The sequence below is a fragment of the Modicisalibacter luteus DSM 23508 genome, assembly GCF_000378505.1.
GTDB lineage: Bacteria > Pseudomonadota > Gammaproteobacteria > Pseudomonadales > Halomonadaceae > Modicisalibacter > Modicisalibacter luteus.
Genome location: NZ_KB899989.1, coordinates 339,622 through 360,480, shown reverse-complemented (window position 1 = coordinate 360,480; position 20,859 = coordinate 339,622). Strand labels below are relative to the sequence as shown.

Annotated in this window: 20 protein-coding genes and 1 tRNA gene; 17 read left to right on the top strand and 4 right to left on the bottom strand. The window is 61.4% G+C overall.

What is annotated here, in order from left to right:
- Together F568_RS0101695 and nadA are read left to right on the top strand one after the other, a co-directional pair.
- Window positions 1–76 (top strand) — tRNA-Lys (locus F568_RS0101695).
- A gap of 217 nt (window positions 77–293) precedes the next feature.
- Window positions 294–1,322, top strand: a complete 1,029-nt coding sequence (nadA, locus tag F568_RS0101690; protein WP_026300265.1) for a quinolinate synthase NadA — start codon at window positions 294–296, stop codon at window positions 1,320–1,322.
- A 105-nt stretch (window positions 1,323–1,427) separates the two neighbouring features.
- Here the strand turns inward: nadA and F568_RS0101685 are convergent, their stop codons facing one another.
- Window positions 1,428–2,873 (bottom strand): M48 family metalloprotease, encoded by a 1,446-nt coding sequence (locus tag F568_RS0101685; RefSeq protein WP_019016965.1) that lies wholly within the window; start codon window positions 2,871–2,873, stop codon window positions 1,428–1,430.
- Between the two features lie 128 nt (window positions 2,874–3,001).
- Here F568_RS0101685 and F568_RS0101680 point away from each other — a divergent pair, with 128 nt between their 5' ends.
- Both F568_RS0101680 and F568_RS0101675 read left to right on the top strand, forming a co-directional pair.
- Window positions 3,002–3,247: a sulfurtransferase TusA family protein gene (locus tag F568_RS0101680; RefSeq protein WP_019016964.1), complete on the top strand. Its 246-nt coding sequence runs from the start codon at window positions 3,002–3,004 to the stop codon at window positions 3,245–3,247.
- On the top strand, window positions 3,244–4,347 hold the full coding sequence (locus F568_RS0101675) for an AI-2E family transporter (protein WP_019016963.1): 1,104 nt from the start codon (window positions 3,244–3,246) through the stop codon (window positions 4,345–4,347). Before F568_RS0101680 ends, F568_RS0101675 begins: the two co-directional genes overlap by 4 nt.
- Before the next feature lie 3 nt (window positions 4,348–4,350).
- Here F568_RS0101675 and F568_RS0101670 read toward each other — a convergent pair whose 3' ends face one another.
- Window positions 4,351–4,827, bottom strand: a complete 477-nt coding sequence (locus F568_RS0101670) for a peroxiredoxin (RefSeq protein ID WP_019016962.1) — start codon at window positions 4,825–4,827, stop codon at window positions 4,351–4,353.
- A 290-nt stretch (window positions 4,828–5,117) separates the two neighbouring features.
- Here F568_RS0101670 and dapA point away from each other — a divergent pair, with 290 nt between their 5' ends.
- The 4 genes from dapA (at window position 5,118) to purC (ending at window position 8,701) form a co-directional block, all read left to right on the top strand.
- Entirely contained in the window at window positions 5,118–6,002 is an 885-nt protein-coding gene (gene dapA, locus F568_RS0101665) for a 4-hydroxy-tetrahydrodipicolinate synthase (protein WP_019016961.1), read from the top strand.
- Window positions 6,003–6,084: 82 nt separating this feature from the next.
- On the top strand, window positions 6,085–7,059 hold the full coding sequence (gene bamC / locus F568_RS0101660; protein WP_019016960.1) for an NlpB/DapX family lipoprotein: 975 nt from the start codon (window positions 6,085–6,087) through the stop codon (window positions 7,057–7,059).
- Window positions 7,059–7,880, top strand: a complete 822-nt coding sequence (locus F568_RS0101655) for an MBL fold metallo-hydrolase (protein ID WP_019016959.1) — start codon at window positions 7,059–7,061, stop codon at window positions 7,878–7,880. The genes bamC and F568_RS0101655 overlap by 1 nt, the downstream gene beginning before the upstream one ends.
- A gap of 107 nt (window positions 7,881–7,987) precedes the next feature.
- Window positions 7,988–8,701, top strand: a complete 714-nt coding sequence (gene purC / locus F568_RS0101650) for a phosphoribosylaminoimidazolesuccinocarboxamide synthase (protein ID WP_019016958.1) — start codon at window positions 7,988–7,990, stop codon at window positions 8,699–8,701.
- Between the two features lie 64 nt (window positions 8,702–8,765).
- On the opposite strand, the gene tsaA is transcribed toward purC, so the two are convergent.
- Window positions 8,766–9,518, bottom strand: coding sequence for a tRNA (N6-threonylcarbamoyladenosine(37)-N6)-methyltransferase TrmO (gene tsaA, locus F568_RS0101645; RefSeq protein ID WP_040475770.1), 753 nt, complete (start codon window positions 9,516–9,518; stop codon window positions 8,766–8,768).
- A 163-nt stretch (window positions 9,519–9,681) separates the two neighbouring features.
- Here tsaA and F568_RS0101640 point away from each other — a divergent pair, with 163 nt between their 5' ends.
- Together F568_RS0101640 and F568_RS0101635 are read left to right on the top strand one after the other, a co-directional pair.
- The gene (locus tag F568_RS0101640; protein WP_019016956.1) at window positions 9,682–10,248 is read left to right on the top strand and encodes a 1,2-dihydroxy-3-keto-5-methylthiopentene dioxygenase; all 567 of its coding nucleotides are present in this window, start codon (window positions 9,682–9,684) and stop codon (window positions 10,246–10,248) included.
- Between the two features lie 51 nt (window positions 10,249–10,299).
- On the top strand, window positions 10,300–10,815 hold the full coding sequence (locus F568_RS0101635; RefSeq protein WP_019016955.1) for a GNAT family N-acetyltransferase: 516 nt from the start codon (window positions 10,300–10,302) through the stop codon (window positions 10,813–10,815).
- On the opposite strand, the gene nadC is transcribed toward F568_RS0101635, so the two are convergent.
- Window positions 10,793–11,647, bottom strand: a complete 855-nt coding sequence (gene nadC / locus F568_RS0101630) for a carboxylating nicotinate-nucleotide diphosphorylase (protein WP_019016954.1) — start codon at window positions 11,645–11,647, stop codon at window positions 10,793–10,795. The two genes, F568_RS0101635 and nadC, sit on opposite strands and share 23 nt — an antisense overlap.
- 76 nt (window positions 11,648–11,723) lie before the next feature.
- Here nadC and ampD point away from each other — a divergent pair, with 76 nt between their 5' ends.
- From ampD to F568_RS0101595, 7 genes are all read left to right on the top strand, one after another.
- Window positions 11,724–12,281: a 1,6-anhydro-N-acetylmuramyl-L-alanine amidase AmpD gene (gene ampD / locus F568_RS0101625; protein ID WP_019016953.1), complete on the top strand. Its 558-nt coding sequence runs from the start codon at window positions 11,724–11,726 to the stop codon at window positions 12,279–12,281.
- Window positions 12,282–12,597: 316 nt separating this feature from the next.
- Window positions 12,598–15,276: a pyruvate dehydrogenase (acetyl-transferring), homodimeric type gene (gene aceE, locus F568_RS0101620; protein WP_019016952.1), complete on the top strand. Its 2,679-nt coding sequence runs from the start codon at window positions 12,598–12,600 to the stop codon at window positions 15,274–15,276.
- A gap of 72 nt (window positions 15,277–15,348) precedes the next feature.
- Window positions 15,349–17,415: a pyruvate dehydrogenase complex dihydrolipoyllysine-residue acetyltransferase gene (aceF, locus tag F568_RS0101615; RefSeq protein ID WP_019016951.1), complete on the top strand. Its 2,067-nt coding sequence runs from the start codon at window positions 15,349–15,351 to the stop codon at window positions 17,413–17,415.
- A gap of 287 nt (window positions 17,416–17,702) precedes the next feature.
- Complete coding sequence (gene adk, locus F568_RS0101610; protein ID WP_019016950.1) at window positions 17,703–18,359, top strand: adenylate kinase; 657 nt, start codon at window positions 17,703–17,705, stop codon at window positions 18,357–18,359.
- A gap of 129 nt (window positions 18,360–18,488) precedes the next feature.
- The gene (tsaB, locus tag F568_RS0101605) at window positions 18,489–19,175 is read left to right on the top strand and encodes a tRNA (adenosine(37)-N6)-threonylcarbamoyltransferase complex dimerization subunit type 1 TsaB (RefSeq protein WP_019016949.1); all 687 of its coding nucleotides are present in this window, start codon (window positions 18,489–18,491) and stop codon (window positions 19,173–19,175) included.
- Between the two features lie 77 nt (window positions 19,176–19,252).
- Window positions 19,253–20,068, top strand: a complete 816-nt coding sequence (locus F568_RS0101600; RefSeq protein ID WP_019016948.1) for an undecaprenyl-diphosphate phosphatase — start codon at window positions 19,253–19,255, stop codon at window positions 20,066–20,068.
- Between the two features lie 74 nt (window positions 20,069–20,142).
- Window positions 20,143–20,847 (top strand): class I SAM-dependent methyltransferase, encoded by a 705-nt coding sequence (locus tag F568_RS0101595; RefSeq protein ID WP_051087915.1) that lies wholly within the window; start codon window positions 20,143–20,145, stop codon window positions 20,845–20,847.
- Window positions 20,848–20,859: the final 12 nt, after the last annotated feature.

Genomic DNA, 20,859 nt, shown 5'->3' with positions numbered 1-20,859 from the left:
GGGTCGTTAGCTCAGTTGGTAGAGCAGTTGGCTTTTAACCAATTGGTCGTAGGTTCGAATCCTACACGACCCACCATGCTTCTTGATGCCCTCGTATCCTCTGGATGCGAGGGCATTTTTATGTATGTCTTGGAATGTTGCCGAGTTGCCGATGTCCAAGACACTATCCGGGGCTGGGAAAGGCGTCGCAGGCGCAGTACCATCCCGGCAGGTGCGTCGAGAGTACGAAGACGGTCGGCTCCGGCGCTTCTGTAACGCAGGGGGAGCCCCTGCCAGTCACAGTGGTAGACACGATGACGACCATGACACCCCGCGCCCTGGTGCGTGAGCACCTGGCCCGCGCCTACTGCCCCACGCGAATTCCCGCCGAGGATGAAGCGCGCGTCGACGAGATCAAACGGCTGCTGAAGTCGCGCAACGCGGTGCTCGTCGCCCACTATTACACCGATGACGCCATCCAGCACCTCGCCGAGGAGACCGGCGGTTGCGTGGCGGACTCCCTGGAGATGGCCCGCTTCGGTGCCCGTCACGAAGCGTCCACCCTGGTTGTGGCTGGCGTGCGCTTCATGGGCGAGACGGCCAAGATCCTGTCGCCCGAGAAGCGTGTGCTGATGCCTACGCTGGAGGCGACCTGCTCGCTGGATATCGGCTGTCCGGCAGATGAGTTCAGTGCGTTCTGTGATGCCCACCCTGACCGTACCGTAGTGGTCTACGCCAATACCTCGGCGGCGGTGAAGGCACGCGCCGACTGGGTGGTGACGTCTTCGATCGCGGTGGATGTGATCGAGCATCTGCATGCCAAGGGCGAGAAAATCCTGTGGGCCCCGGACAAGCACCTGGGCGGCTATATCCAGCAGAAGACCGGCGCCGACATGCTGCTGTGGGATGGCGCCTGCATCGTTCACGATGAGTTCAAGGCCAAGGGCATTCAGGATCTCAAGGCGATGTATCCGGATGCTGCCGTACTGGTTCACCCTGAGTCGCCGGCCAGCGTGGTCGAGATCGCTGATGCAGTTGGTTCCACCTCGCAGCTGATCGGTGCCGCCCGTGATCTGCCCCAGCAGCGCCTGATCGTCGCCACCGATCGCGGCATCTTCTTCAAGATGCAGCAGGCGGTACCCGAAAAGACACTGTTCGAGGCGCCGACCGCCGGCAACGGTGCGACCTGCAAGAGTTGCGCCCACTGTCCGTGGATGGCGATGAATGCCCTCGACAACCTGGCCGACGCGCTACGCGATGGCAGCGGCGAAGTTTTCGTCGATGCCGATCTGCGCCTTCGTGCCCTCAAGCCCTTGGAGCGCATGCTCAACTTCAAGCGCTAAGCGGTGGTTTGAAGTCGACAAGGCATTGGGGCACAGGCCCGCCGACAGTACCGGCGGGCCTGTGCGTTCTTTTGCCGAGTACATCCTCTGCTGAGTGCCCTGTCACTAGAACTTCTGTAGGGTCTCGCGATAGTCCATGTAGTCCTCCCGGCGCTGGCGGATCCGGCTCGCCATGTTGAAGTCGCCGTTGCGTTTGGCAACGTCCTCGGCCACATCTAGCTGTTTGATGGCGCGGTCGATATGCCCGGTCAGTTGCAAGGTCTCGGCGCGCGCCAGATGCCCCCAAGTTTCATGACCGCTTCGGCCGGCCGCCTCAGCAAGCAGAGCGAAGACTTGTGGGGTCTCGGGATACTGCTGGCTGAGCTGGCGCAGCGCGTTGAAGGCGTCGCCAGGTGATTGCTGAAGCAGGATCTCGGCACGTAGCAGGCGGGCGGGGAAGTAGCTCGGCGACAGGCGTAGAATACGTTCGGCGCGGCTCAGGGCTACGTCGCGGCGGCCGGCATCCAGAGCAATTTCGGCAGCAGTCGCTGGGATCAGCGAAAGGTCGGGCAGCTCGCGGGCCAGAGCGTCGAGGGAAGCGAGGGCCTCGTCGGTGCGCTCCTGGTGGGCGGCGATCAGTGCCTCTAGATACCGCTCGGCACTGGCAGGTGGGGTGTCCTGGCGAAGCTGGGCCATGGCCTGGGTAGGGTTGTCGCCATTGAGTTCCAGCAGGGCGCGGGCGCGAATCAGCGAATAGGCCGGGTCGCTGTCGCGGGGGGTGGAGGAGGGCAGCTGATCGGCGCGACTCTGGGTATCGCTGATACGCGATTCGGTGACCGGGTGGGTCAGCAGGAACTCGGGCGGGTTGCCCCCCTGTAGACTGGTCAGGCGCTGCATGGCGCGGAACATGGCGGGCATGGCCTGGGGGTCGAAGCCGGCCTGGGTCATGGCTTCCAGGCCGACCCGGTCGGCTTCCTGTTCGAAGCGCCGAGAGTAGGCAAGCTGGTCCTGAATGAAGGCGGCCTGCGAGCCCATCATTGCCGCCAGGCCGGCATTGCCGCCACCCCCGGCGGCGATCACCATGCCGGCGAGCATGGCTGCCATGGTCGGCAATTGGGTTTCCTCGACGCGCTCCATGCGACGCGAGTAGTGGCGCTGCGAGAGGTGGCCCAGTTCGTGGGCGAGCACCGAGGCGAAAGCGTCCTCGCTGTCGGCGAAAGCAAACAGACCGGCATTTACCCCGACGACACCACCGGGCACGGCAAAGGCGTTGAGCAGGCGGCTGTCGACCAGTGTGGTGACGATACGGATATCGCCGAGGTCGCTGTATGGCAAAAGTCGCTCGACCAGCGATTCCACGTAGGTCTGGGCGATCGGGTCCTGCCAGGTATCGGTCTGGGCGCGGAACTGACGCAGCCAGGCGCGCCCCAGGCGATGTTCCTCGCTGCCGGATACGCTGCCTGCACCACTGCCCAGCGAGGGCAGGCCATAATCGTCGGCCGCGACTGGCATGGCACAAGGGACGAGTGCCAGGGCGCCGATCGTCAGGCAGTATTTCAGGGTACGCAGCATGGCCATCCTCGTTGGAAACACGCTAGAGACTACGAAGAAACGTCATCAGGCCCTAGGCTCCGACATTGATTCGTAGGAAAAAGTGCCTTTAAATCGACGCGTCTCAAACCATTTTCACGGGAGGTGGCATGGCCCTGCAACCCGACGATGTACTCGATGCGCGCGGCCTGCACTGCCCGCTACCTTTGCTCAAGACCAAGCAAGCCTTGTCACGCCTCGAGGAAGGCGAATTGTTGCATGTGCTGGCGACCGATCCCGGTTCTTGGCGGGATTTCGAGACGTTCATCGATCAGAGCGATTTCGAGCTGGTGTCCCGCGAGGAGATCGATGATGAGTTTCACTACTGGATACGCAAGGGCGGTATCGTTGCATGACGATGAGAGATGTCCTGAGGGGCTGGGTCGAGCGCTACTTCTCCGACGAGGAGGCGGTAGTGCTACTGCTGGTGTTGGTGCTCGGCTTCGCCGCCGTAATCTGGCTGGGCAAGATGCTGGCCCCGTTCTTCACCGCTCTGGTCATTGCCTTCCTGCTACAGGGGGTGGTGGCCTGGCTCGAGCGGCTCGGTTTGCCGCGCCTGCTTTCGGTACTGCTGGTGTTTCTGGTGTTCCTGGGTACGCTGCTGGCGTTGGCGCTGATCGTGATGCCGCTGGTCTGGAACCAGACCGTCGACCTGATCCAGCAGATTCCCAGCATGTTCGCCAGTGTGCAACTGTGGCTGGATGAACTGCAGGCTCGTTACCCGACGCTGATCACCCCGGATCAGATCCAGGACTGGATCGCCACGGCAGGGCGTGAAATTACCCAGCTGGGGCAGCGGGCGCTGACGTTATCGCTGGCCTCGCTGGGCAACCTGCTTGGGTTGATCATCTATCTGGTGCTGGTGCCGATCCTGGTGTTCTTCCTGCTCAAGGATCGCGAAACACTAACCCGCTTTATGCTGTCACTGTTGCCCACCAAGCGAACGCTGATGACGCGCGTGTGGAACGAGATGGACGATCAGATCGCCAACTATGTGCGCGGCAAGGTGATCGAAATCTTCATCGTTGGCACTACCGCCTATGTGACGTTCTGGTTCTTTGGCCTGCAGTATTCTGCGTTGCTGGGCTTGGCGGTCGGGTTGTCAGTGTTGGTGCCCTATATCGGCGCCGCGGTGGCCACGGTGCCGGTAGCGGCGGTGGCCGGCTTCCAGTTCGGCATTGGCGAGGAGTTTGCCTACGTGTTGATTGCCTATGGGGTGTTACAGGCCCTGGATGGCAACGTGCTGGTGCCCATCCTGTTCTCGGAGGCGGTCAACCTGCATCCGGTGTCGATCATTCTCGCCGTGCTGTTCTTCGGCGGGATATGGGGGTTCTGGGGCGTATTCTTCGCGATTCCGCTGGCCACCCTGCTTAAGGCGCTGGTCCAGGCCTGGCCCCGTAGCGTAGCGAAGCGGGACCAGGAGGCGGTATCGCCGAAGGTTGGTTTGCAGAAGTGAGTCTCAGGCGGCAGCGTTGATCTCCCGAGCCGCAGCGAGTACCTCTCCGACGTGGCCGGGAACCTTGACCTTGCGCCATTCGCGGGCCAGTTTGCCCTCCCGGTCGATCAGGAAGGTGCTGCGCTCGACGCCGAGATGTTCCTTGCCGTACATCTTTTTGAGCTTGATGACATCGAAAAGGTGGCATAGCGCCTCCTCCTTGTCCGAAATCAGCTCGAAGTTGAAGTCCTGCTTGGCCTTGAAGTTTTCGTGGGCACGCAGACCATCGCGAGATACGCCGAACACAACCGTGTTGGCTGCCTCGAAGTCAGCCATGTTATCCCGGAAGTCGCCGCCTTCCGTGGTGCAGCCCGGCGTACTGTCCTTCGGGTAGAAATAGATCACTACCTGCTTGCCGCGCAGGGCAGACAGGGTCACGGTGGTATCGCTGGTGGCTTGGGCAGTGAAGTCGGGGACCGGTTGGCCGACATTGACGCTCATGGAACGTTTCCTTTTGTCGTGACGAGAGGTCACGATTACACGCAAGCGCAGTCAGACTGTAAAGTCTCTGCGTTCATGCCAGGCCCTGAACCTGTACACGCTTTCGTCGTCTGAGTACCATTGGCCACCTGGCCATGTATCGGTCGTGTCGACCGGTTTCCGATAGGCTGAACAGAATCATCGTGGCGAGGTGCAAGGCACCGTCGCGTTACGTACGAGTCGAGTAGGCCGACGGCCATCAGGGGCCCGGGGCAGCCCGGTCAGAGCCGGATTCACAGGAGCATCGCAGGATGATCACAGGCAGCATCGTCGCGCTGGCGACCCCAATGAAAGTCACGGGTGAGATCGATTGGGAGGCGCTGCGTCGCCTGGTGAATTTTCACCTCGACAATGGCACCGATGCCATCGTCGCTGCCGGCACCACCGGCGAGCCCACCACCATGTCGTTTGCCGAACATTTCGATGTCATCCGCACCGTGGTCGAAGAAGTGCGCGGACGCATCCCGGTCATTGCCGGCACCGGAGCCAACGCTACCTCCGAGGCGGTAGAGCTGGCACGCTACGCCAAGGAAGTGGGCGCCGACTATTGTCTATCCGTTTGCCCCTACTACAACAAGCCGACCCAGGAAGGCCTGTATCAGCATTTCAAGGCTGTGGCCGAAGGCGCCAACCTGCCGGTAATTCTGTACAACGTGCCGGGTCGGACCTGTTCGGATCTCTACAACGAGACCGTATTCCGCCTTGCCGAACTCGACAACATCGTCGGGCTCAAGGACGCCACCGGTAACCTGGAGCGCGCCGAAGAGCTGGTCGATCGCCTCAAGGGGTCGGGCTTCGCCCTGTACTCCGGTGACGACGGCACCGCCTGCGATTTCATGTTGATGGGTGGCCACGGCGACATCTCGGTCACTGCCAACGTTGCGCCGCGTCTAATGCACGAACTTTGCGAAGCTGCTGTTTCCGGCGATGGCGACCGGGCGCATCAGATCAACACGCGACTGCTACCGCTGCATTCGGGGCTGGGCGTCGAAGCCAATCCGATCCCGGTGAAGTGGGCGCTGCACCGCATGGGCTACGCCGAGCAGGGTATTCGTCTCCCCATGACCTGGCTGTCCGACAAGTATCACACCACTGTCGAAGAAGCGCTGCAGCTCGCTGGCGTACTGAACGATTGACCCAACGTTGCAGCGATGCCGTGACCGGAGTCGGCTCACGGCCGATCCGTGCCGGTTTGCACGTACAAGAGAAGGTAGATGCATGAACCCCGCCTCCAAGTTGATACCGCTGACCGTCGTCGTTGCCCTGCTGGCGAGTGGTTGTGCGCGAGACGGTTACTACTACGATCGTAACGAAGAGTACCGTAACGCTCGCATGACCGAGCCGCTCAACTTGCCCGAGTCTCGCCAGCCCGGTCGCTATCAGGATGCCATGCCGGTGCCGCGCGCCAACAGTGACTTCCTCGCCTCGAGCGAAGAGTTTGATGCGCCGCGCCCCCAGCCGTTGGCGGCTAGCCGGCAAGGCGAAGAGGCTTTCGTCGAGATGCGTGAAGCCGGGGCGGATCGCTGGTTGCTGGTCAATGCAGCGCCTGCCAGCGTCTGGCCTCGCCTGCAAGGTTTCGTCGAGCAGCGTGGTTTGGAAGTGACGACCCTAGATCCTGCCAATGGGCGGATCGAGACCGACCAGGCCGTACTTCGCGTACGTCAGGGGCTGCGTGGCAATACCAGTGAAGTGCGCTGCGAAAATCTTGCGGCCTCCGCCGGGGCAGCCTCGGCTTATGACCAGTGCCTGACGGCGCTGAACGGTTACCTGACGTCCATGGGCGCTCAGGACCAGAGCGTATCGCTGGCGGCCCAGACCCTGTCTCGCAATGATCGTGTGCGCCTCGAGAACCAGGCCGGCGAGTGGTATTTACTGCTCTCGTTGGGCTTTGATCGGGCCTGGTCGGAGCTGCATTACCAGCTCGAGAACAGCTTCGACAGTGAGACGCGTCAGCTAGTCGACCAGAACCGCAGCACCGGGGAATTGCTGGTCGATTATGCACCGCGCAACGCTGACCGGGGTGGTTTCCTTGGCTTCTTCGAAGGGGATGCGCCGGTGCGCCGTTATCGCTTGCAGGTCGAGTCAGCCGGGCCGGAATCGACTCGGGTCAATGTCGCGCCGGCCGATGGTGAGCCGCTGAGCAGCGGTGAAGCCCGCGAGCTGCTCGATGCCTTGGCAACGGCCCTGCGCTGATGGCCGAGCTTCGCCAGAAGAGTGCGGTGAACGCTCCTGCCGTACCGGCCGGTGCGGGGTTGCGCTTTGCCTCACTTGGCAGTGGCAGCAAGGGCAACGCCACGTTGGTCAGCGACGGCGAGACCCATGTGCTGGTCGATTGCGGCTTCGGGCTGCGTGAAACCGAGAAACGGCTGGCGCGCTTCGGTCTGCATGCGAAACAGCTCTCAGCGGTGCTCGTCACCCATGAGCATGGCGATCATATTTCAGGTGTCGGGGCGCTCGCACGTCGCCATGGCTTGCCGATCTATTTGAGTGCCGGCACTTGGTTATCGAAACGGCTGGGTAAGGTGCCGCAGCATCACCTGTTGACGCCACATGCACGTTTCGCTATTGCGGGGCTGGAAATCGATCCGATCACCGTACCCCACGATGCACGCGAGCCGATCCAGTTCCGCTTTCATGCACATGGCCGGCAATTGGGCGTGCTGACCGACCTGGGGTTTCCCACCGAGCATGTCGTCGATGCCTTCAAGGGCTGTGATGCGCTGATCCTGGAGTGCAATCACGATCCGCGCATGCTGGCCGAGGGGCCCTACCCTCCAAGTCTCAAGCGGCGCGTCGGCGGCAACTGGGGGCATCTGGCCAATGCCCAGGCCCAGGCCCTGCTGCAGCGGCTGGGGCTGGATCGCCTGCAGCGTATCGTCTGCTCGCACCTGTCAGAACAGAACAACCGCCCCGAGCTGGCCTGGGAAGCATTGACGCCTCTGCTCGACGGCGACGAGTCGCGCTTGCTGATTGCCGCGCAGGATCACGGCTTCGATTGGCAAGAGGTCGCCTAAGCTGTATGCAGTAACGTTTTTCACACTCAATCCGTGCCGTTCCAGTGAGCCTGTAGCGGCCTCGACCCTCTCGGCCCATTTCAAGATGCATTCGGAGATTGCCTCCCATGGAAAAACGTGACGAGCTTTACGCCGGCAAGGCCAAATCCGTCTATCGCACCGACGACCCGGACCGCCTGATCCTGCACTTCCGCGACGACACCAGCGCCTTCGACGGCAAGAAGAAGGAAGCCTTGGCGCGCAAGGGCATGGTCAACAACAAATTCAACGCCTTCATCATGGGCAAGCTGGAAGCGGCCGGGATACCCACCCATTTCGACGGCCTGCTTTCCGACACCGAGTGCGTGGTCAAGAAGCTGGACATGATTCCGGTGGAATGCGTGGTGCGTAATCTGGCTGCAGGCGGCCTGGTGCGTCGTCTGGGGGTGGAAGAAGGCATGACGCTCAATCCGCCGACCTTCGAGCTGTTCCTCAAGAATGACGAAAAGGGCGACCCGATGATCAACGAGTCGCTGGCCGAGACCTTCGGGTGGGCAACGCCGGAACAGTTGGCGCGAATGAAGGCGTTGACCTTCCAGGTCAACGACGTGCTCAAGCAATTGTTCCTCGACGGCGGTATGCTGTTGGTCGACTACAAGCTCGAGTTCGGCATGTTCAATGGCGAGATCGTATTGGGTGATGAGTTCTCTCCGGATGGCTGTCGCCTGTGGGACGAGAAGACCCGGGAAAAACTCGATAAAGACCGTTTCCGCCAAGGGCTCGGTGGCGTGATCGAGGCCTATGAAGAAGTCGGGCGTCGTCTGGGCATCGTTTTCGACTGAAAAACGCGCATTTCGACACAAAAGAGCGGCCCATGGGCCGCTCTTTTGTGTCGGGGCTACCGGATCAGCGGTGCGGTGCAGACAACGGCACGATGTCCATTACCTCCATGACGATGCCGATCACGTCGTCATCGCAGGCGCGAAAGCGCACGTCGACATCACGTAGTGGCACGCCGTAAATACGTGACTCGCCACCGCGTCGATAGGCGGGGCGTGGATCCAAGGCTAGAACTTGGCAGATCAATTCGCGCAGCGAGCCAGCATCGTCGCGCTCGTCAAGTATGGCCGATGCCCGCGGTGTGAAACGCACCTCACGACGGGGTGGAGCGTCCGGCGCGAACCCGGACTTCGCGTCAGGAAGCGATTCCGCCCAAGGCAGGTAGGGCTTGATGTCCAGCACCGGTGTGCCATCGACCAGGTCATGCCCCCTTAGGTGCAGGCGTACACCCTTGTCGGTCTCGATGCGCTCCAAGGCCACCAGAGACAGTCCCAGGCGATTGGGGCGGTGAGTGCTGCGAGTAGCGAAGACACCCACTTTGGCATTGCCCCCTAAGCGAGGGGGGCGAACCAGCGCCGTCCAGTGTTCAGGGCTACGATGGAAGACGAAGGTCAGCCATAGATGGCTCACCTGCTCGAGGCCGCGGACAGCGAGGGGGTCGTCATAGGGCGGCAGCAAGTGCAGCACAGCGCGGCCGGCAGGCACCAGCCCTGGCTGTCGGGGAATGCCGAACTTGTCGGGATAGTCGCTGGTGATGCGACCGACGGCGGCCAGGTTGAAGGTGGCTTCCGGCGATGGAGGAAATTGGGGCTCGAACATGCGGGCATTATGCCGTGCGTCATGGTCACGGGCGAGCCCTGTCTCGATTGCCTCGCCCATTCGCCGTTATGTAGTCTGCCTTGTGACAGGAAGGTTGGTCACGCCACGTGAAGGCGTTGGACTATCACATCAAATGGAAACCGAAGCTAAGGAGAGGCTTTTCATGAGTTTTCTGCACGTCTATCACGAAGCGGACGGTGAGCAACCGATCCTATCTACTCACGAAGGCGAGCGTATCGCCGCAGAACTGTCTGCCCACGGTGTGCGCTTCGAGCGCTGGACCCTATGTTCCCGCCTCGCACCCGACGCCGACCTGGACGGTATACTGGCGGCTTATGCCGACGACATCGAGCGGCTCAAGCAGGATGGCGGCTTTGCCACCGCTGATGTGATGGGCGTGCAACCGGATCACCCCGACAAGGCAATGCTGCGCCAGGAGTTTCTCGACGAGCATCGGTACAATGAGGACGAGGCGCGCTTCTTCGTTCGCGGCTCGGGCATCTTCTATCTGCACTTGGATCAGCGGGTCTACGTCATCGGCTGCGAGGCTGGCGATCTTATGTCGGTCCCGGCAGGTACGCCGCATTGGTTCGACATGGGGCCGGTGCCGGATTTCTTGGTGATCCGCCTATTTACCGACAGCCAGGATTGGGTGGCGAAAATGACCGGCAGTGACATTGCCGCACGATTCCCTCGTTACGAGGCGTTGAGTGGAGACGAGGCGGCATGAGGAGTACGGCCATGGCATCTTTACCTTTTATTCTTCGCGAGAGCTGACGTCATGCTGGAGCGCGTTCGTTACCGTGTCGCCCTGCCCGGCGATGCCGCCGACCAAGGAGAAGTTTTCCACCATGCAGTGATGCAGGGAGCCGCCGGACACTATAGCCTGGCGCAGCGCGAAGCCTGGGTCAGCGCTTTACCGCGCGAGGCTGCGGCGTGGGCGGCTCGTCAGGCCCTGTTTACCACACTGGTTGCGACCTGTGACGGGCGCTGTGTGGGGTTCGTTGAACTCGACTTTCGGGAAGGGCGGATAGAGACGCTGTACGTTTGGCCGGCGCTGGCCCGCCGCGGTATCGGGTCGTGTCTGCTCGATTATGCCGAGGATGAAATGCGTGCCCGAGGTATTGAGCGGTTGCGTATCGAGGCCAGCCTGACGCTGGCCTCGGGTCTCGAGCGGCGGGGCTGGACTCGACTTGGCGAGGAGTGGGTCGAACGACAGGGCGAACGGTTGACACGCATCGTGCTGGAAAAGCCGTTGGCCCCGTTGGATGTGGTCAGCGTGTCGCCACCTGAGTAACGCGCATCGACAGGTCGATGGCCTTGATGTCCTTGGTCAGGGCGCCAATGGATATGCAATCCACGCCCGTGGCGGCAATGGCTCCAAGCGTGGTTTCACTGACGTTGCCGGATGCCTCCAGGGTGGCTCGCTTCTCGGTCAGGCTCACTGCCTCGCGCAAGTCCTCGAGCGTGAAATTGTCGAGCATGATGACATCGGCCCCGGCCTTGAGCGCCTGGGTCAATTCATCAAGGTTCTCCACTTCTACTTCTACCGGCACGTCACGGGCGATTTTACGCGCCTCTTTCACTGCCGCGGCGATACCGCCACAGGCCGCGATGTGGTTCTCCTTGATCAGGAAAGCATCGTAAAGCCCGATACGGTGGTTATGCCCGCCACCGCAGGTAACGGCGTACTTCTGTGCAAGACGCATGCCGGGCAGCGTCTTGCGGGTATCCAGCAGGCGCACCCCGGTATCGGCGACCTGGCGAACATAATCGCGCGTACGGGTGGCAGTGCCCGATAGCGTCTGAAGCAGATTCAGGGCAGCGCGTTCACCGGTCATCAGGCTGCGAGCTGGGCCCTCGAGTTCCAGAAAGACACTGCCGGCAGTGATGGCATCGCCGTCGGCGGCATGCCAGTGCAGACTCACGCGCTTGTCGAGGCGCCGGTAGACCTCATCAACCCAGGCTACGCCACACAGTACCGCATCCTCTCGGCTGATGACCTGGGCTGTGGCCCATTGACGCTCGGGAATCAGTTGGGCGGTGATGTCCCCCGGGCCGACGTCTTCCGCCAGCAGGCGGGCAGCGCTGATGCGTATGTCTTCCGCGAGGGCTTCATAATAGTGCATGGCTTTCCGTGCTCTTGGGTGTGCGACAATGGCTTCATTATAGGGAAAGTCCTGGGGTTACGGCAGGGGAGTGAATATGCAGGTTAACCAAGGCTGGCTGGATGGGAGCAGGCGGGTAGTATCGCCCAACGTCAACGAGCGGCCACATGGCGAGATCTCGGTGCTGGTCCTGCACTCGATCAGCTTACCGCCTGGACGCTTTGGCGGCGACGCCATCGAGCGGCTGTTCACCAATACGCTCGACCCTGACGAGCATCCTTATTTTGCCGGCCTTGCGGGACTCAAGGTCTCGGCACATCTACTGATTCGGCGTGATGGAGAATGCGTGCAGTTCGTACCATTCGATCGGCGTGCCTGGCATGCCGGACGCTCGTCCTGGTGGGATGGGGGACGGCTACGTCGTAACCTCAACGATTTCAGTATTGGTATCGAGCTCGAGGGGGATGAGATTCATCCCTACACTGCGCAGCAATATCGTGCTCTGGCCAGCGTCAGTCATGCGTTAATGGCGACCTATCCGGCACTAACAGCGCAGCGAATCACCAGCCACGCGCGAATCGCACCGCTGCGCAAGAGCGACCCCGGCCCGGCATTCGATTGGGCCTATCTGCGCCAGTGTCTCGATCGGCCTTGATCTTAGTGTAGTCAAGCTACACTGGGCAGAGGTGGCCCGGCTGGGCAGTGAAGTGACGTATAAGTGCTTAATGCTGCTATGCAATATGGCTTATGGAATTGTTTTCCAGACTGGCTTTAATTGGCAGCGGTCAGCGTTTGCGGTATCTTCGTGCGCAGAATTTGCGTGCCTGAGGCACCCATCTGTAAAGAAACTACAGACGGTTTACCGGAGACACGACCCGTAGAAGGTCGCGCCCGCACTGAAGAGCGCCATACGCCCCTCCGCCCGATGTGGAGGGCAGACTGACACAATATCTTCACTCGGAGAGACGTCTATGAGTCTGGAGGCAAGAGAAGATCTCGATCCGATCGAAACCACGGAATGGATAGAATCCCTGGAATCGGTCCTGGATCGTGAGGGCGAAGAGCGCGCCCAGTACCTGATGAGCCGTCTGGCAGATCGGTTCCGTCGCGACGGCATGCAGGTGCCCTTCTCAGTGACGACCCCCCATCGCAACACGATCCCTGTGCATCGCGAAGTGCGCATGCCTGGCGATCTGTTCATGGAGCGGCGCATTCGGTCGCTGATTCGCTGGAACATGGCCGCGCAGGTCATTCGCGCCAACAAGAAGCACAAGGGGCTGGGCGGCCACCTTGCCAGCTACATGTCGAGCGCCACGCTGTATGAAGTGGGCTTCAACCACTTCTTCCGTGCTCCCAATGGAGACTTTAAAGGCGACCTGCTCTACATTCAGGGCCACGTGTCCCCGGGCATCTATGCCCGCTCGTTCCTCGAGGGGCGGCTGACCGAAGAGCAGATGGACAACTTCCGCCAGGAAGTCGACGGCAATGGCCTGTCTTCCTATCCGCACCCGTGGCTGATGCCGGACTACTGGCAGTTCCCCACCGTTTCCATGGGCTTGGGGCCGATTACCGCGATCTACCAGGCGCACGTCATGAAGTACCTGGACTCGCGCGGCCTGCAGCCGATGCACGACCGCAAGGTATGGGCATTCCTCGGTGACGGCGAGTGTGACGAACCGGAATCCCTCGGTGCCTTGCACCTGGCCAGCCGCGAAAAGCTCGACAACCTGATCTTCGTGGTCAACTGCAACCTGCAGCGCCTCGATGGTCCGGTACGCGGCAACTCGCGGATTATCGACGAGCTGGAGGGCGTGTTCCGTGGCGCCGGCTGGAATGTCATCAAGGTCGTCTGGGGCCGCTTCTGGGATCCGTTGTTCGAAAAAGACACCAAGGGCTTCCTGCAAAAGCGCATGGATGAGGCGGTCGACGGCGAATACCAGAACTACAAGGCCAACGGCGGGGCCTACACCCGCGAGCATTTCTTCGGCAAGTACCCCGAGACCGCGAAGATGGTCGAGGATCTGTCCGACGACGATATCTGGAAACTCAACCGTGGCGGCCACGACCCCTACAAGGTCTATGCGGCCTACCACGAGGCGGTGAACAGTTCCAACGGTCGTCCCACCGTGATCCTGGCGCATACCGTCAAGGGCTACGGCATGGGTGGCGGTTCCGGCGAAGCCGACATGGAAGCGCACCAGATCAAGTCGATGGATACCGACGCGCTCAAGAAGTTCCGCGATCGCTTCGGCATCCCGGTTACCGACGAGCAGATCGACAGCGGCAATATCCCCTACTTCAAGCCGGCCGAAGACAGCCCGGAAATGAAGTACATGCATCTGCGCCGCGAACAGCTCGGCGGCTACCTGCCGTCACGCAAGAGCGACTTCGAAGCGCTCGAGATCCCCGGTCTCGACGACAAGATGTTTGCCAGCCAGCTCAAGGGCTCCGGTGATCGCGAAGTGTCCACCACCATGGCCTTCGTGCGCATCCTCAACGGCCTGGTCAAGCACAAGGGATTGGGCAAGCAGGTGGTGCCGATCGTGCCCGATGAAGCACGTACGTTCGGCATGGAGGGCATGTTCCGCCAGCTCGGCATCTATACCTCCGAAGGCCAGAAGTACGAGCCGATGGATGCCGGCCAGATCATGTACTACCGCGAGGACAAGGCCGGTCAGATCCTCGAGGAGGGCATCACCGAGGCGGGCGCCATGTCGGCGTGGATTGCCGCGGCGACCTCCTATTCCAACCACCACATGCCGCTGCTGCCGTTCTACATCTACTATTCGATGTTCGGCTTCCAGCGCATCGGTGACCTGGCCTGGCTTGCAGGCGACATGCAGGCGCGCGGCTTCATGCTTGGCGGTACTGCCGGTCGCACGACCCTGAACGGCGAAGGCCTGCAGCACCAGGACGGCCACAGCCATATCCAGGCCTCGACCATTCCCAACTGCCGCAGCTATGATCCGACCTATGCTCATGAGGTCGCCGTCATCGTGCAGGATGGCATGAAGCGGATGTATCAGGACAAGGAAAGCTGCTTCTATTACCTGACGCTGATGAACGAGAACTATCCGCACCCGGAAATGCCGGAGGGTTCTGCCGAGGGCATCATCAAGGGTATGTACCTGCTGCGCGAGACTGAGGGCAGTAAGGCACGCGTTCAGCTCCTGGGTTCGGGCACCATCCTGCGCGAGGTTGAGGCCGCGGCCGATATGCTCAAGGAAGAGTACGATATCGGCGCCGATATCTGGAGCGTGACCAGCTTCAACGAGCTTCGCCGCGAGGCGCTCGAACTCGACCGCAAGGCGTTCCTCGATCTGGACGCCGAGCCGATCAAGCCGCACGTCACCCAGTGTCTGGAAGGACGTGACGGCCCGGCAATTGCTTCAACCGACTACATGAAGCTGTTTGCCGATCAGGTGCGCGCTTGGGTACCTACCGATTACTACGTGCTCGGTACCGACGGCTATGGACGCTCGGATACGCGTGAAAAGCTGCGTTACTTCTTCGAAGTCGATCGCTATTTCGTCACAGTGGCAGCGCTCAAGGCGCTGGCCGATCGCGGCGAGCTCGACCGTAAGGTCGTCGCGGAGGCCATGAAAAAATACGGCATTGATGCGAACAAGCCCAATCCGTTGGTCAGCTGATCAGGCGGCAGGGCAGGCTACGCTTAAGGGGTGGCCTGCCCGTCCCGTGCACGATTTGGAAGGAGCGCGACCTTGAGTAGCGAAATCATCAAAGTTCCCGACATCGGCGGCAGCACCGATGTCGAAATTATCGAGATCGCGGTGTCCGAGGGCGACGTCATTGCGCCGGAAGACACCATGATCACCCTCGAATCCGACAAGGCCAGTATGGACGTGCCTGCGCCCAAGGGCGGCAAAGTGGTCAAGATCCTAGTCAAGGAGGGCGACACCGTTTCCGAGGGCGACGACATCCTTGAACTCGAAGCCGAAGCCGAAGCCGAAGCCGAAGCCGAGGGCGAGGGTAGCGGCGAGGCCGAGCAGGAAAGCGCCCCAGCTGAAGGGGATAAGTCCGAGGAAGACAAGCCTGCCAAGCAGACGACAGGCGACCAGGCGCAGGCCAAGCCAGCCAAGAAATCCGGCGGTGGCAAGCGCACGGTGGAGATCAAGGTTCCTGATATCGGTGGCAGTGAGAATGTCGAGATCATCGAAGTGGCGATTGCCGAGGGCGATGAGGTCAACGCCGAGGATGCCCTGATCACGCTGGAGTCCGACAAGGCCTCCATGGACGTGCCCAGCCCGCATAGTGGCAAGATCGTCTCGCTCGCCGTCAAGGAGGGCGATACCGTCTCCGAAGGTGATCTGATCGGCACCATGGAGATCGCTGGTGAAGGTGGCGGCGAGGACGAGGCGTCGGCGCAGGACGAAGGCCACGGCGGCGAGGAAATTCGCGAGACGGCCGAACCCGACGAGCCTCAGGAGGGCGAGGTCGAAGAGACCGAGGGAGAATCCCAGCGGAAGGAGATTCGTGTTCCGGATATCGGTGGCAGCGAGAACGTGCCGATCATTGAGGTTGCCGTCTCCGAAGGCGACGAGATCAATGAAGAGGATCCGTTGATCACGCTGGAGTCCGACAAGGCCTCGATGGATGTGCCCAGCCCCTTCAAGGGCAAGCTCGTCGAGTTGTCAGTGAAGGAAGGAGATACCGTCTCCGAGGGCGACCTGATCGGCTACGTGGAAGTGACGGGAGCCAAGAAGCCCAAGCAGGCACAGGCGCCCAAGCGTGAAGCGGCATCGAGCGATAACAAGCCTGCCGGCAAGCCACAGCAGGTCGCCGAGGTCGAAGCCACGGCCAAGCCCAGCCCTGAAGCGCAGGTGGCGAACCAGCAGCCTCGCAAGGGTACGCTGGCTCATGCCGGACCGGCGGTACGCATGCTGGCACGCGAGCTGGGCGTCGAGCTCTCTGAAGTCACACCCAGCGGGCCCAAGGGGCGCGTCCTCAAGGAAGACGTGCATGCCTACGTCAAGCAGGTGCTCAAGCAGCGCAAGGAAGCTCCGGCAACAGGGGCGACCGCTACGGCAGGCGGCGGTATTCCGCCAATCCCGGCTGTCGACTTCAGCCAGTTCGGTGAGGTCGAGGAGCAGCCAATGGGACGCCTGCTCAAGGCAGGCGCAACAAACCTGCACCGTAGTTGGCTGAATGTACCGCACGTCACCCAATTCGACGAGGCGGATATCACCGAGCTGGAGGCCTTCCGTAAGTCGATGAAGGCCGAGGCCGAAGCCGAAGGGGCCAAGCTCACACCGCTGCCGTTCTTGATCAAGGCGTGCGCCTTTGCCTTGCGCAAGTTCCCGCAGTTCAATGTCAGCCTGCACCCTGACGGCGACAAGCTGGTGTGGAAGAAGTACGTTCACATTGGAGTAGCCGTCGATACGCCGGATGGCTTGATGGTGCCGGTGATCCGCGATGCCGATAAGAAGTCGCTGTACGATCTGGCACGTGAATCCGTGGATCTGGCCAAGCGCGCTCAGGCCAAGAAGCTCAAGCGCGAGGAGATGCAGGGTGGCTGTTTCACCATCTCCAGTCTCGGGTCGATCGGTGGTACCGCTTTCACGCCTATCGTCAATGCCCCGGAAGTCGCCATCCTCGGCGTCTCCAAGGCACAGATGAAGCCGGTATGGGATGGCAAGGATTTCGCGCCGCGGCTGATGATGCCGCTGAGCTTGTCCTACGACCACCGTGCCGTCAATGGGGCCGACGCGGCACGCTTCACGGCGTTCCTGGCCCAGGCGCTGAGCGACATTCGGCGGTTGTTGTTGTAACGCAGCTCTGTCAGACAAGGCGGCCTTCGGGCCGCCTTTTTTATGGTTAACTCATGGTGGCAAGACGGCGTGCTGGGCAAGCGCAACCAAAGTGCAGTGGCACGATGCCAGGCGGTCGCTAAAGTGGTCGACATGCGTCATCATGACACCCATGACTTAAGTGTGCTTGTCTGGTAACCGCGCCACCGGTATCGTCTGACGCCTCGTTTTTATCCTTGGTCGGCAATGCCGGCCATGACCGACTTCGATAACAAACCATTGATTCGATACTTCAAGGAGCAGTACAGATGCGTTTGATTCTGTTGGGGGCCCCCGGTGCCGGCAAGGGTACCCAGGCCCAGTTCATCTGCGAGCGTTTCGGTATTCCCCAGATTTCCACTGGGGACATGCTGCGCGCCGCGGTCAAGGAAGGCAGCGAACTGGGTCTCAAGGTCAAGGAGATCATGTCCAGTGGCGGTCTGGTGTCGGATGACATCATCATTGCGCTGGTCAAGGAACGCATCAGCCAGCCGGACTGCGCCAACGGCTTCCTGTTCGACGGTTTCCCACGCACGATTCCCCAGGCCGATGCGCTCAAGGAATCTGGTGTCAAGCTCGACCACGTGGTCGAGATCGCCGTCGACGATGAAGAAATCGTCAACCGCCTGGCCGGGCGGCGCGTGCACCCCAGCTCGGGCCGTGTCTACCATGTCGACTACAATCCCCCCAAGGAGGATGGCAAGGACGATGTGACCGGCGAGGGATTGATCCAGCGTGACGACGACCGCGAGTCGACGGTTCGTAATCGTCTCTCGGTCTACCATGAGCAGACCGAGCCGCTAGTCAATTATTATTGTCAGTGGGCCGAGCAGGAACCAGCATCCGCCCCGACCTATCACCGCATCGAGGGCATCGGTAGCGTCGAGGACATCCGCGCACAGGTCATCAAGGCCTTGGAAGGCTAATGAAGACCGGCTAGCTTGCCATGTTGACGGCCCGGACAGTGTCCGGGCCGTCGTCGTTCTGGGGCGGGTTTTGCAGGGCGGGCCACGGTCGTATAATGCCCACTCATTTCATAACCCCGTGAACCGCCGATGTCGACGCTGTTGGCCCTGGATGCCTCCTCTAGCGCCTGTTCCTGTGCTGTCTGGCACAAGGGCGAGGTGATTTCCCGCTTCGCTCTCACGCCTCGTGAGCACACCCGACGGCTGATGCCGATGATCGACGAGGTTCTAGCCGAAGCGGGACTGATGCCCGCCGATCTGGATGCTCTGGCCTACGGGCGTGGACCGGGCTCGTTCACTGGCCTGCGTATTGCTGCTGGGGTTGCCCAAGGGCTGGCCTTTGGGCTCGATAGGCCGCTTATCGGCGTCTCGACCCTCGAGGCTCTGGCGCTGGCGGCGCATCGCCAGTATCACCTGCGCTACGTGATTTCTGCTCTCGACGCGCGCATGAACGAGATCTATGTGGCGGCCTACCGCTGCCAGGACGGTCGCCTGACCCAAGTGCTTGACGAAACTGTCATGCCGCCCGAGCAATTGCGCATTCCTTTGGCCTACCAGGATGCCGACTGGTGCGGTGTGGGTTCCGGCTGGGCGCTTTGGGACGCCATGCCGACGCTGGTCCAGGCGGCCCTGAGCCAACGGCTTCCCGACTTGCAGCCCGATGCGGCCGACATGGTCCGGCTCGCAGTCGATGCTTTCGAGGCCGGTGATGGCCAGTTAGCTCACGAGGTCGTCCCTGTTTATCTACGTGATCAGGTGGCTTGGCAGAAGCGCTAGGCCTCAACGCTCACGATAGGCAATATATCTCGGCGGCCTCGGGCCCATTTCCCCTCCCATGGATACAGGAAACATCAATGGACTGGTTTCAACTGGTAGTGCTGGCCCTCATTCAAGGGGTGACAGAATTTCTGCCTATTTCCTCGTCAGCTCATTTGATTCTGCCCTCGCAGGTGCTGGGCTGGCCTGACCAGGGGTTGGCCTTCGATGTCGCCGTTCACGTGGGCACGCTGGCCGCCGTGATGATGGCGTTTCGACGCGATATCGTCGCGATCCTGTCCGGCTGGTTTGGCCAGTTCGCCGGTTCGGGGTCGTTGGCCTCGCGCCAGAACGAATCCAGCTGGCTGGGCTGGATGGTGCTGCTAGCCACCGTGCCGGCCGTCATCATCGGCGGGTTGTTCAACGATCTCATTGAATCCTCGCTGCGCTCGTCGCTGGTGATCGCGATTACCACCATCGTGTTCGGTCTGCTGTTATGGTGGGCCGATGCCCGGGGTAGCCGTACCCGCGATTTGGCGACGCTGACTATCAAGGCCGCACTTATCATCGGTCTGTTCCAGGCCATTGCCCTGATCCCGGGCACGTCCCGTTCGGGAATTACCATTACGGCGGCGCTATTGTTGGGCTTCGATCGCCTCAGCTCGGCGCGGTTCTCTTTCCTGTTATCGATACCGTTGATCATTGCTGCCGGTACGCTCAAGGGACTGGAGTTGGTAGAGTCCGGCTCGGATGCAGCAATCTACGATGTACTGATTGGGGCTGGTCTCTCTTTCATCGCAGCGCTGATCTGTATCAAGTTGTTTCTGGCAGCGCTGGATCGCATTGGCATGTGGCCGTTCGTGGCCTACCGCCTGCTGCTGGGGGGTGTACTGCTCTGGATGTGGGTGGCGTGACGCAGGAAGCTAGAGAGCCGCAGGGCATCGTCGCGGTAGGTGAAGGGCTGCGCGAGTTGGCCGAACGTCTAGGTATGGCTTGGGTGCCGGTCCAGCCCGAGCACGGCCTGGCACTGCTCGAGACGCCCGCTGGGCTGGCCATCGCCGGTGACCCTAGGTCCTATGGCAATCCGCTCCAGGTTGATTTTATTGGCGGCAAGGCAGCACATCGTCGCCGCTTCGGAGGTGGCCGCGGCCAGTTGGTGGCCAAGGCGTGCGGGCTAGGCAAGGGCGGAATGGCACCGAGCATCGTCGATGCCACGGCAGGATTGGGGCGCGATGCCTTCGTACTCGCGACTCTGGGTGCCGAGGTATTATTGCTGGAGCGGGTGCCGGCGATCTTTGCACTGCTCGAGGATGGCCTGCGTCGGGCCCGGCAAGATGAGGACATCGCCATGATCGCTGCACGCATGCAGGCGGTACATGCCGATGCCGGTTGCGATCTTGCCAATGTCGTGGCGCAGAGTGGGGCGCCGCCGCAGGTTGTCCACCTTGATCCGATGTTCCCTCACCGGGACAAGTCGGCACTGGTCAAGAAGGAGATGCGTTTGTTTCGCGACTTGGCAGGCGACGATAGTGACGCTCCGCGCCTGCTCGAGGCCGCCCTTGACGTGGCAAGCCACCGCGTCGTGGTCAAGCGCCCCCGCAAGGCACCCCCCATCGAAGGTCCCAAGCCCGGTCACGTGCTCGAGGGCAAAACCAGTCGCTACGACCTCTACGTTCATCGTGCCTTGAAATGATGCGGTTGCCGT

Excerpts from the sequence above, each read along its gene's own strand:
- nadA (WP_026300265.1), top strand. The coding sequence starts at position 294 with ATGACGACCATGACACCCCGCGCCCTGGTGCGTGAGCACCTGGCCCGC.
- F568_RS0101685 (WP_019016965.1), bottom strand. The coding sequence starts at position 2,873 with ATGCTGCGTACCCTGAAATACTGCCTGACGATCGGCGCCCTGGCACTC.
- F568_RS0101680 (WP_019016964.1), top strand. The coding sequence starts at position 3,002 with ATGGCCCTGCAACCCGACGATGTACTCGATGCGCGCGGCCTGCACTGC.
- F568_RS0101675 (WP_019016963.1), top strand. The coding sequence starts at position 3,244 with ATGACGATGAGAGATGTCCTGAGGGGCTGGGTCGAGCGCTACTTCTCC.
- F568_RS0101670 (WP_019016962.1), bottom strand. The coding sequence starts at position 4,827 with ATGAGCGTCAATGTCGGCCAACCGGTCCCCGACTTCACTGCCCAAGCC.
- dapA (WP_019016961.1), top strand. The coding sequence starts at position 5,118 with ATGATCACAGGCAGCATCGTCGCGCTGGCGACCCCAATGAAAGTCACG.
- bamC (WP_019016960.1), top strand. The coding sequence starts at position 6,085 with ATGAACCCCGCCTCCAAGTTGATACCGCTGACCGTCGTCGTTGCCCTG.
- F568_RS0101655 (WP_019016959.1), top strand. The coding sequence starts at position 7,059 with ATGGCCGAGCTTCGCCAGAAGAGTGCGGTGAACGCTCCTGCCGTACCG.
- purC (WP_019016958.1), top strand. The coding sequence starts at position 7,988 with ATGGAAAAACGTGACGAGCTTTACGCCGGCAAGGCCAAATCCGTCTAT.
- tsaA (WP_040475770.1), bottom strand. The coding sequence starts at position 9,518 with ATGTTCGAGCCCCAATTTCCTCCATCGCCGGAAGCCACCTTCAACCTG.
- F568_RS0101640 (WP_019016956.1), top strand. The coding sequence starts at position 9,682 with ATGAGTTTTCTGCACGTCTATCACGAAGCGGACGGTGAGCAACCGATC.
- F568_RS0101635 (WP_019016955.1), top strand. The coding sequence starts at position 10,300 with ATGCTGGAGCGCGTTCGTTACCGTGTCGCCCTGCCCGGCGATGCCGCC.
- nadC (WP_019016954.1), bottom strand. The coding sequence starts at position 11,647 with ATGCACTATTATGAAGCCCTCGCGGAAGACATACGCATCAGCGCTGCC.
- ampD (WP_019016953.1), top strand. The coding sequence starts at position 11,724 with ATGCAGGTTAACCAAGGCTGGCTGGATGGGAGCAGGCGGGTAGTATCG.
- aceE (WP_019016952.1), top strand. The coding sequence starts at position 12,598 with ATGAGTCTGGAGGCAAGAGAAGATCTCGATCCGATCGAAACCACGGAA.
- adk (WP_019016950.1), top strand. The coding sequence starts at position 17,703 with ATGCGTTTGATTCTGTTGGGGGCCCCCGGTGCCGGCAAGGGTACCCAG.
- tsaB (WP_019016949.1), top strand. The coding sequence starts at position 18,489 with ATGTCGACGCTGTTGGCCCTGGATGCCTCCTCTAGCGCCTGTTCCTGT.
- F568_RS0101600 (WP_019016948.1), top strand. The coding sequence starts at position 19,253 with ATGGACTGGTTTCAACTGGTAGTGCTGGCCCTCATTCAAGGGGTGACA.
- F568_RS0101595 (WP_051087915.1), top strand. The coding sequence starts at position 20,143 with ATGGCTTGGGTGCCGGTCCAGCCCGAGCACGGCCTGGCACTGCTCGAG.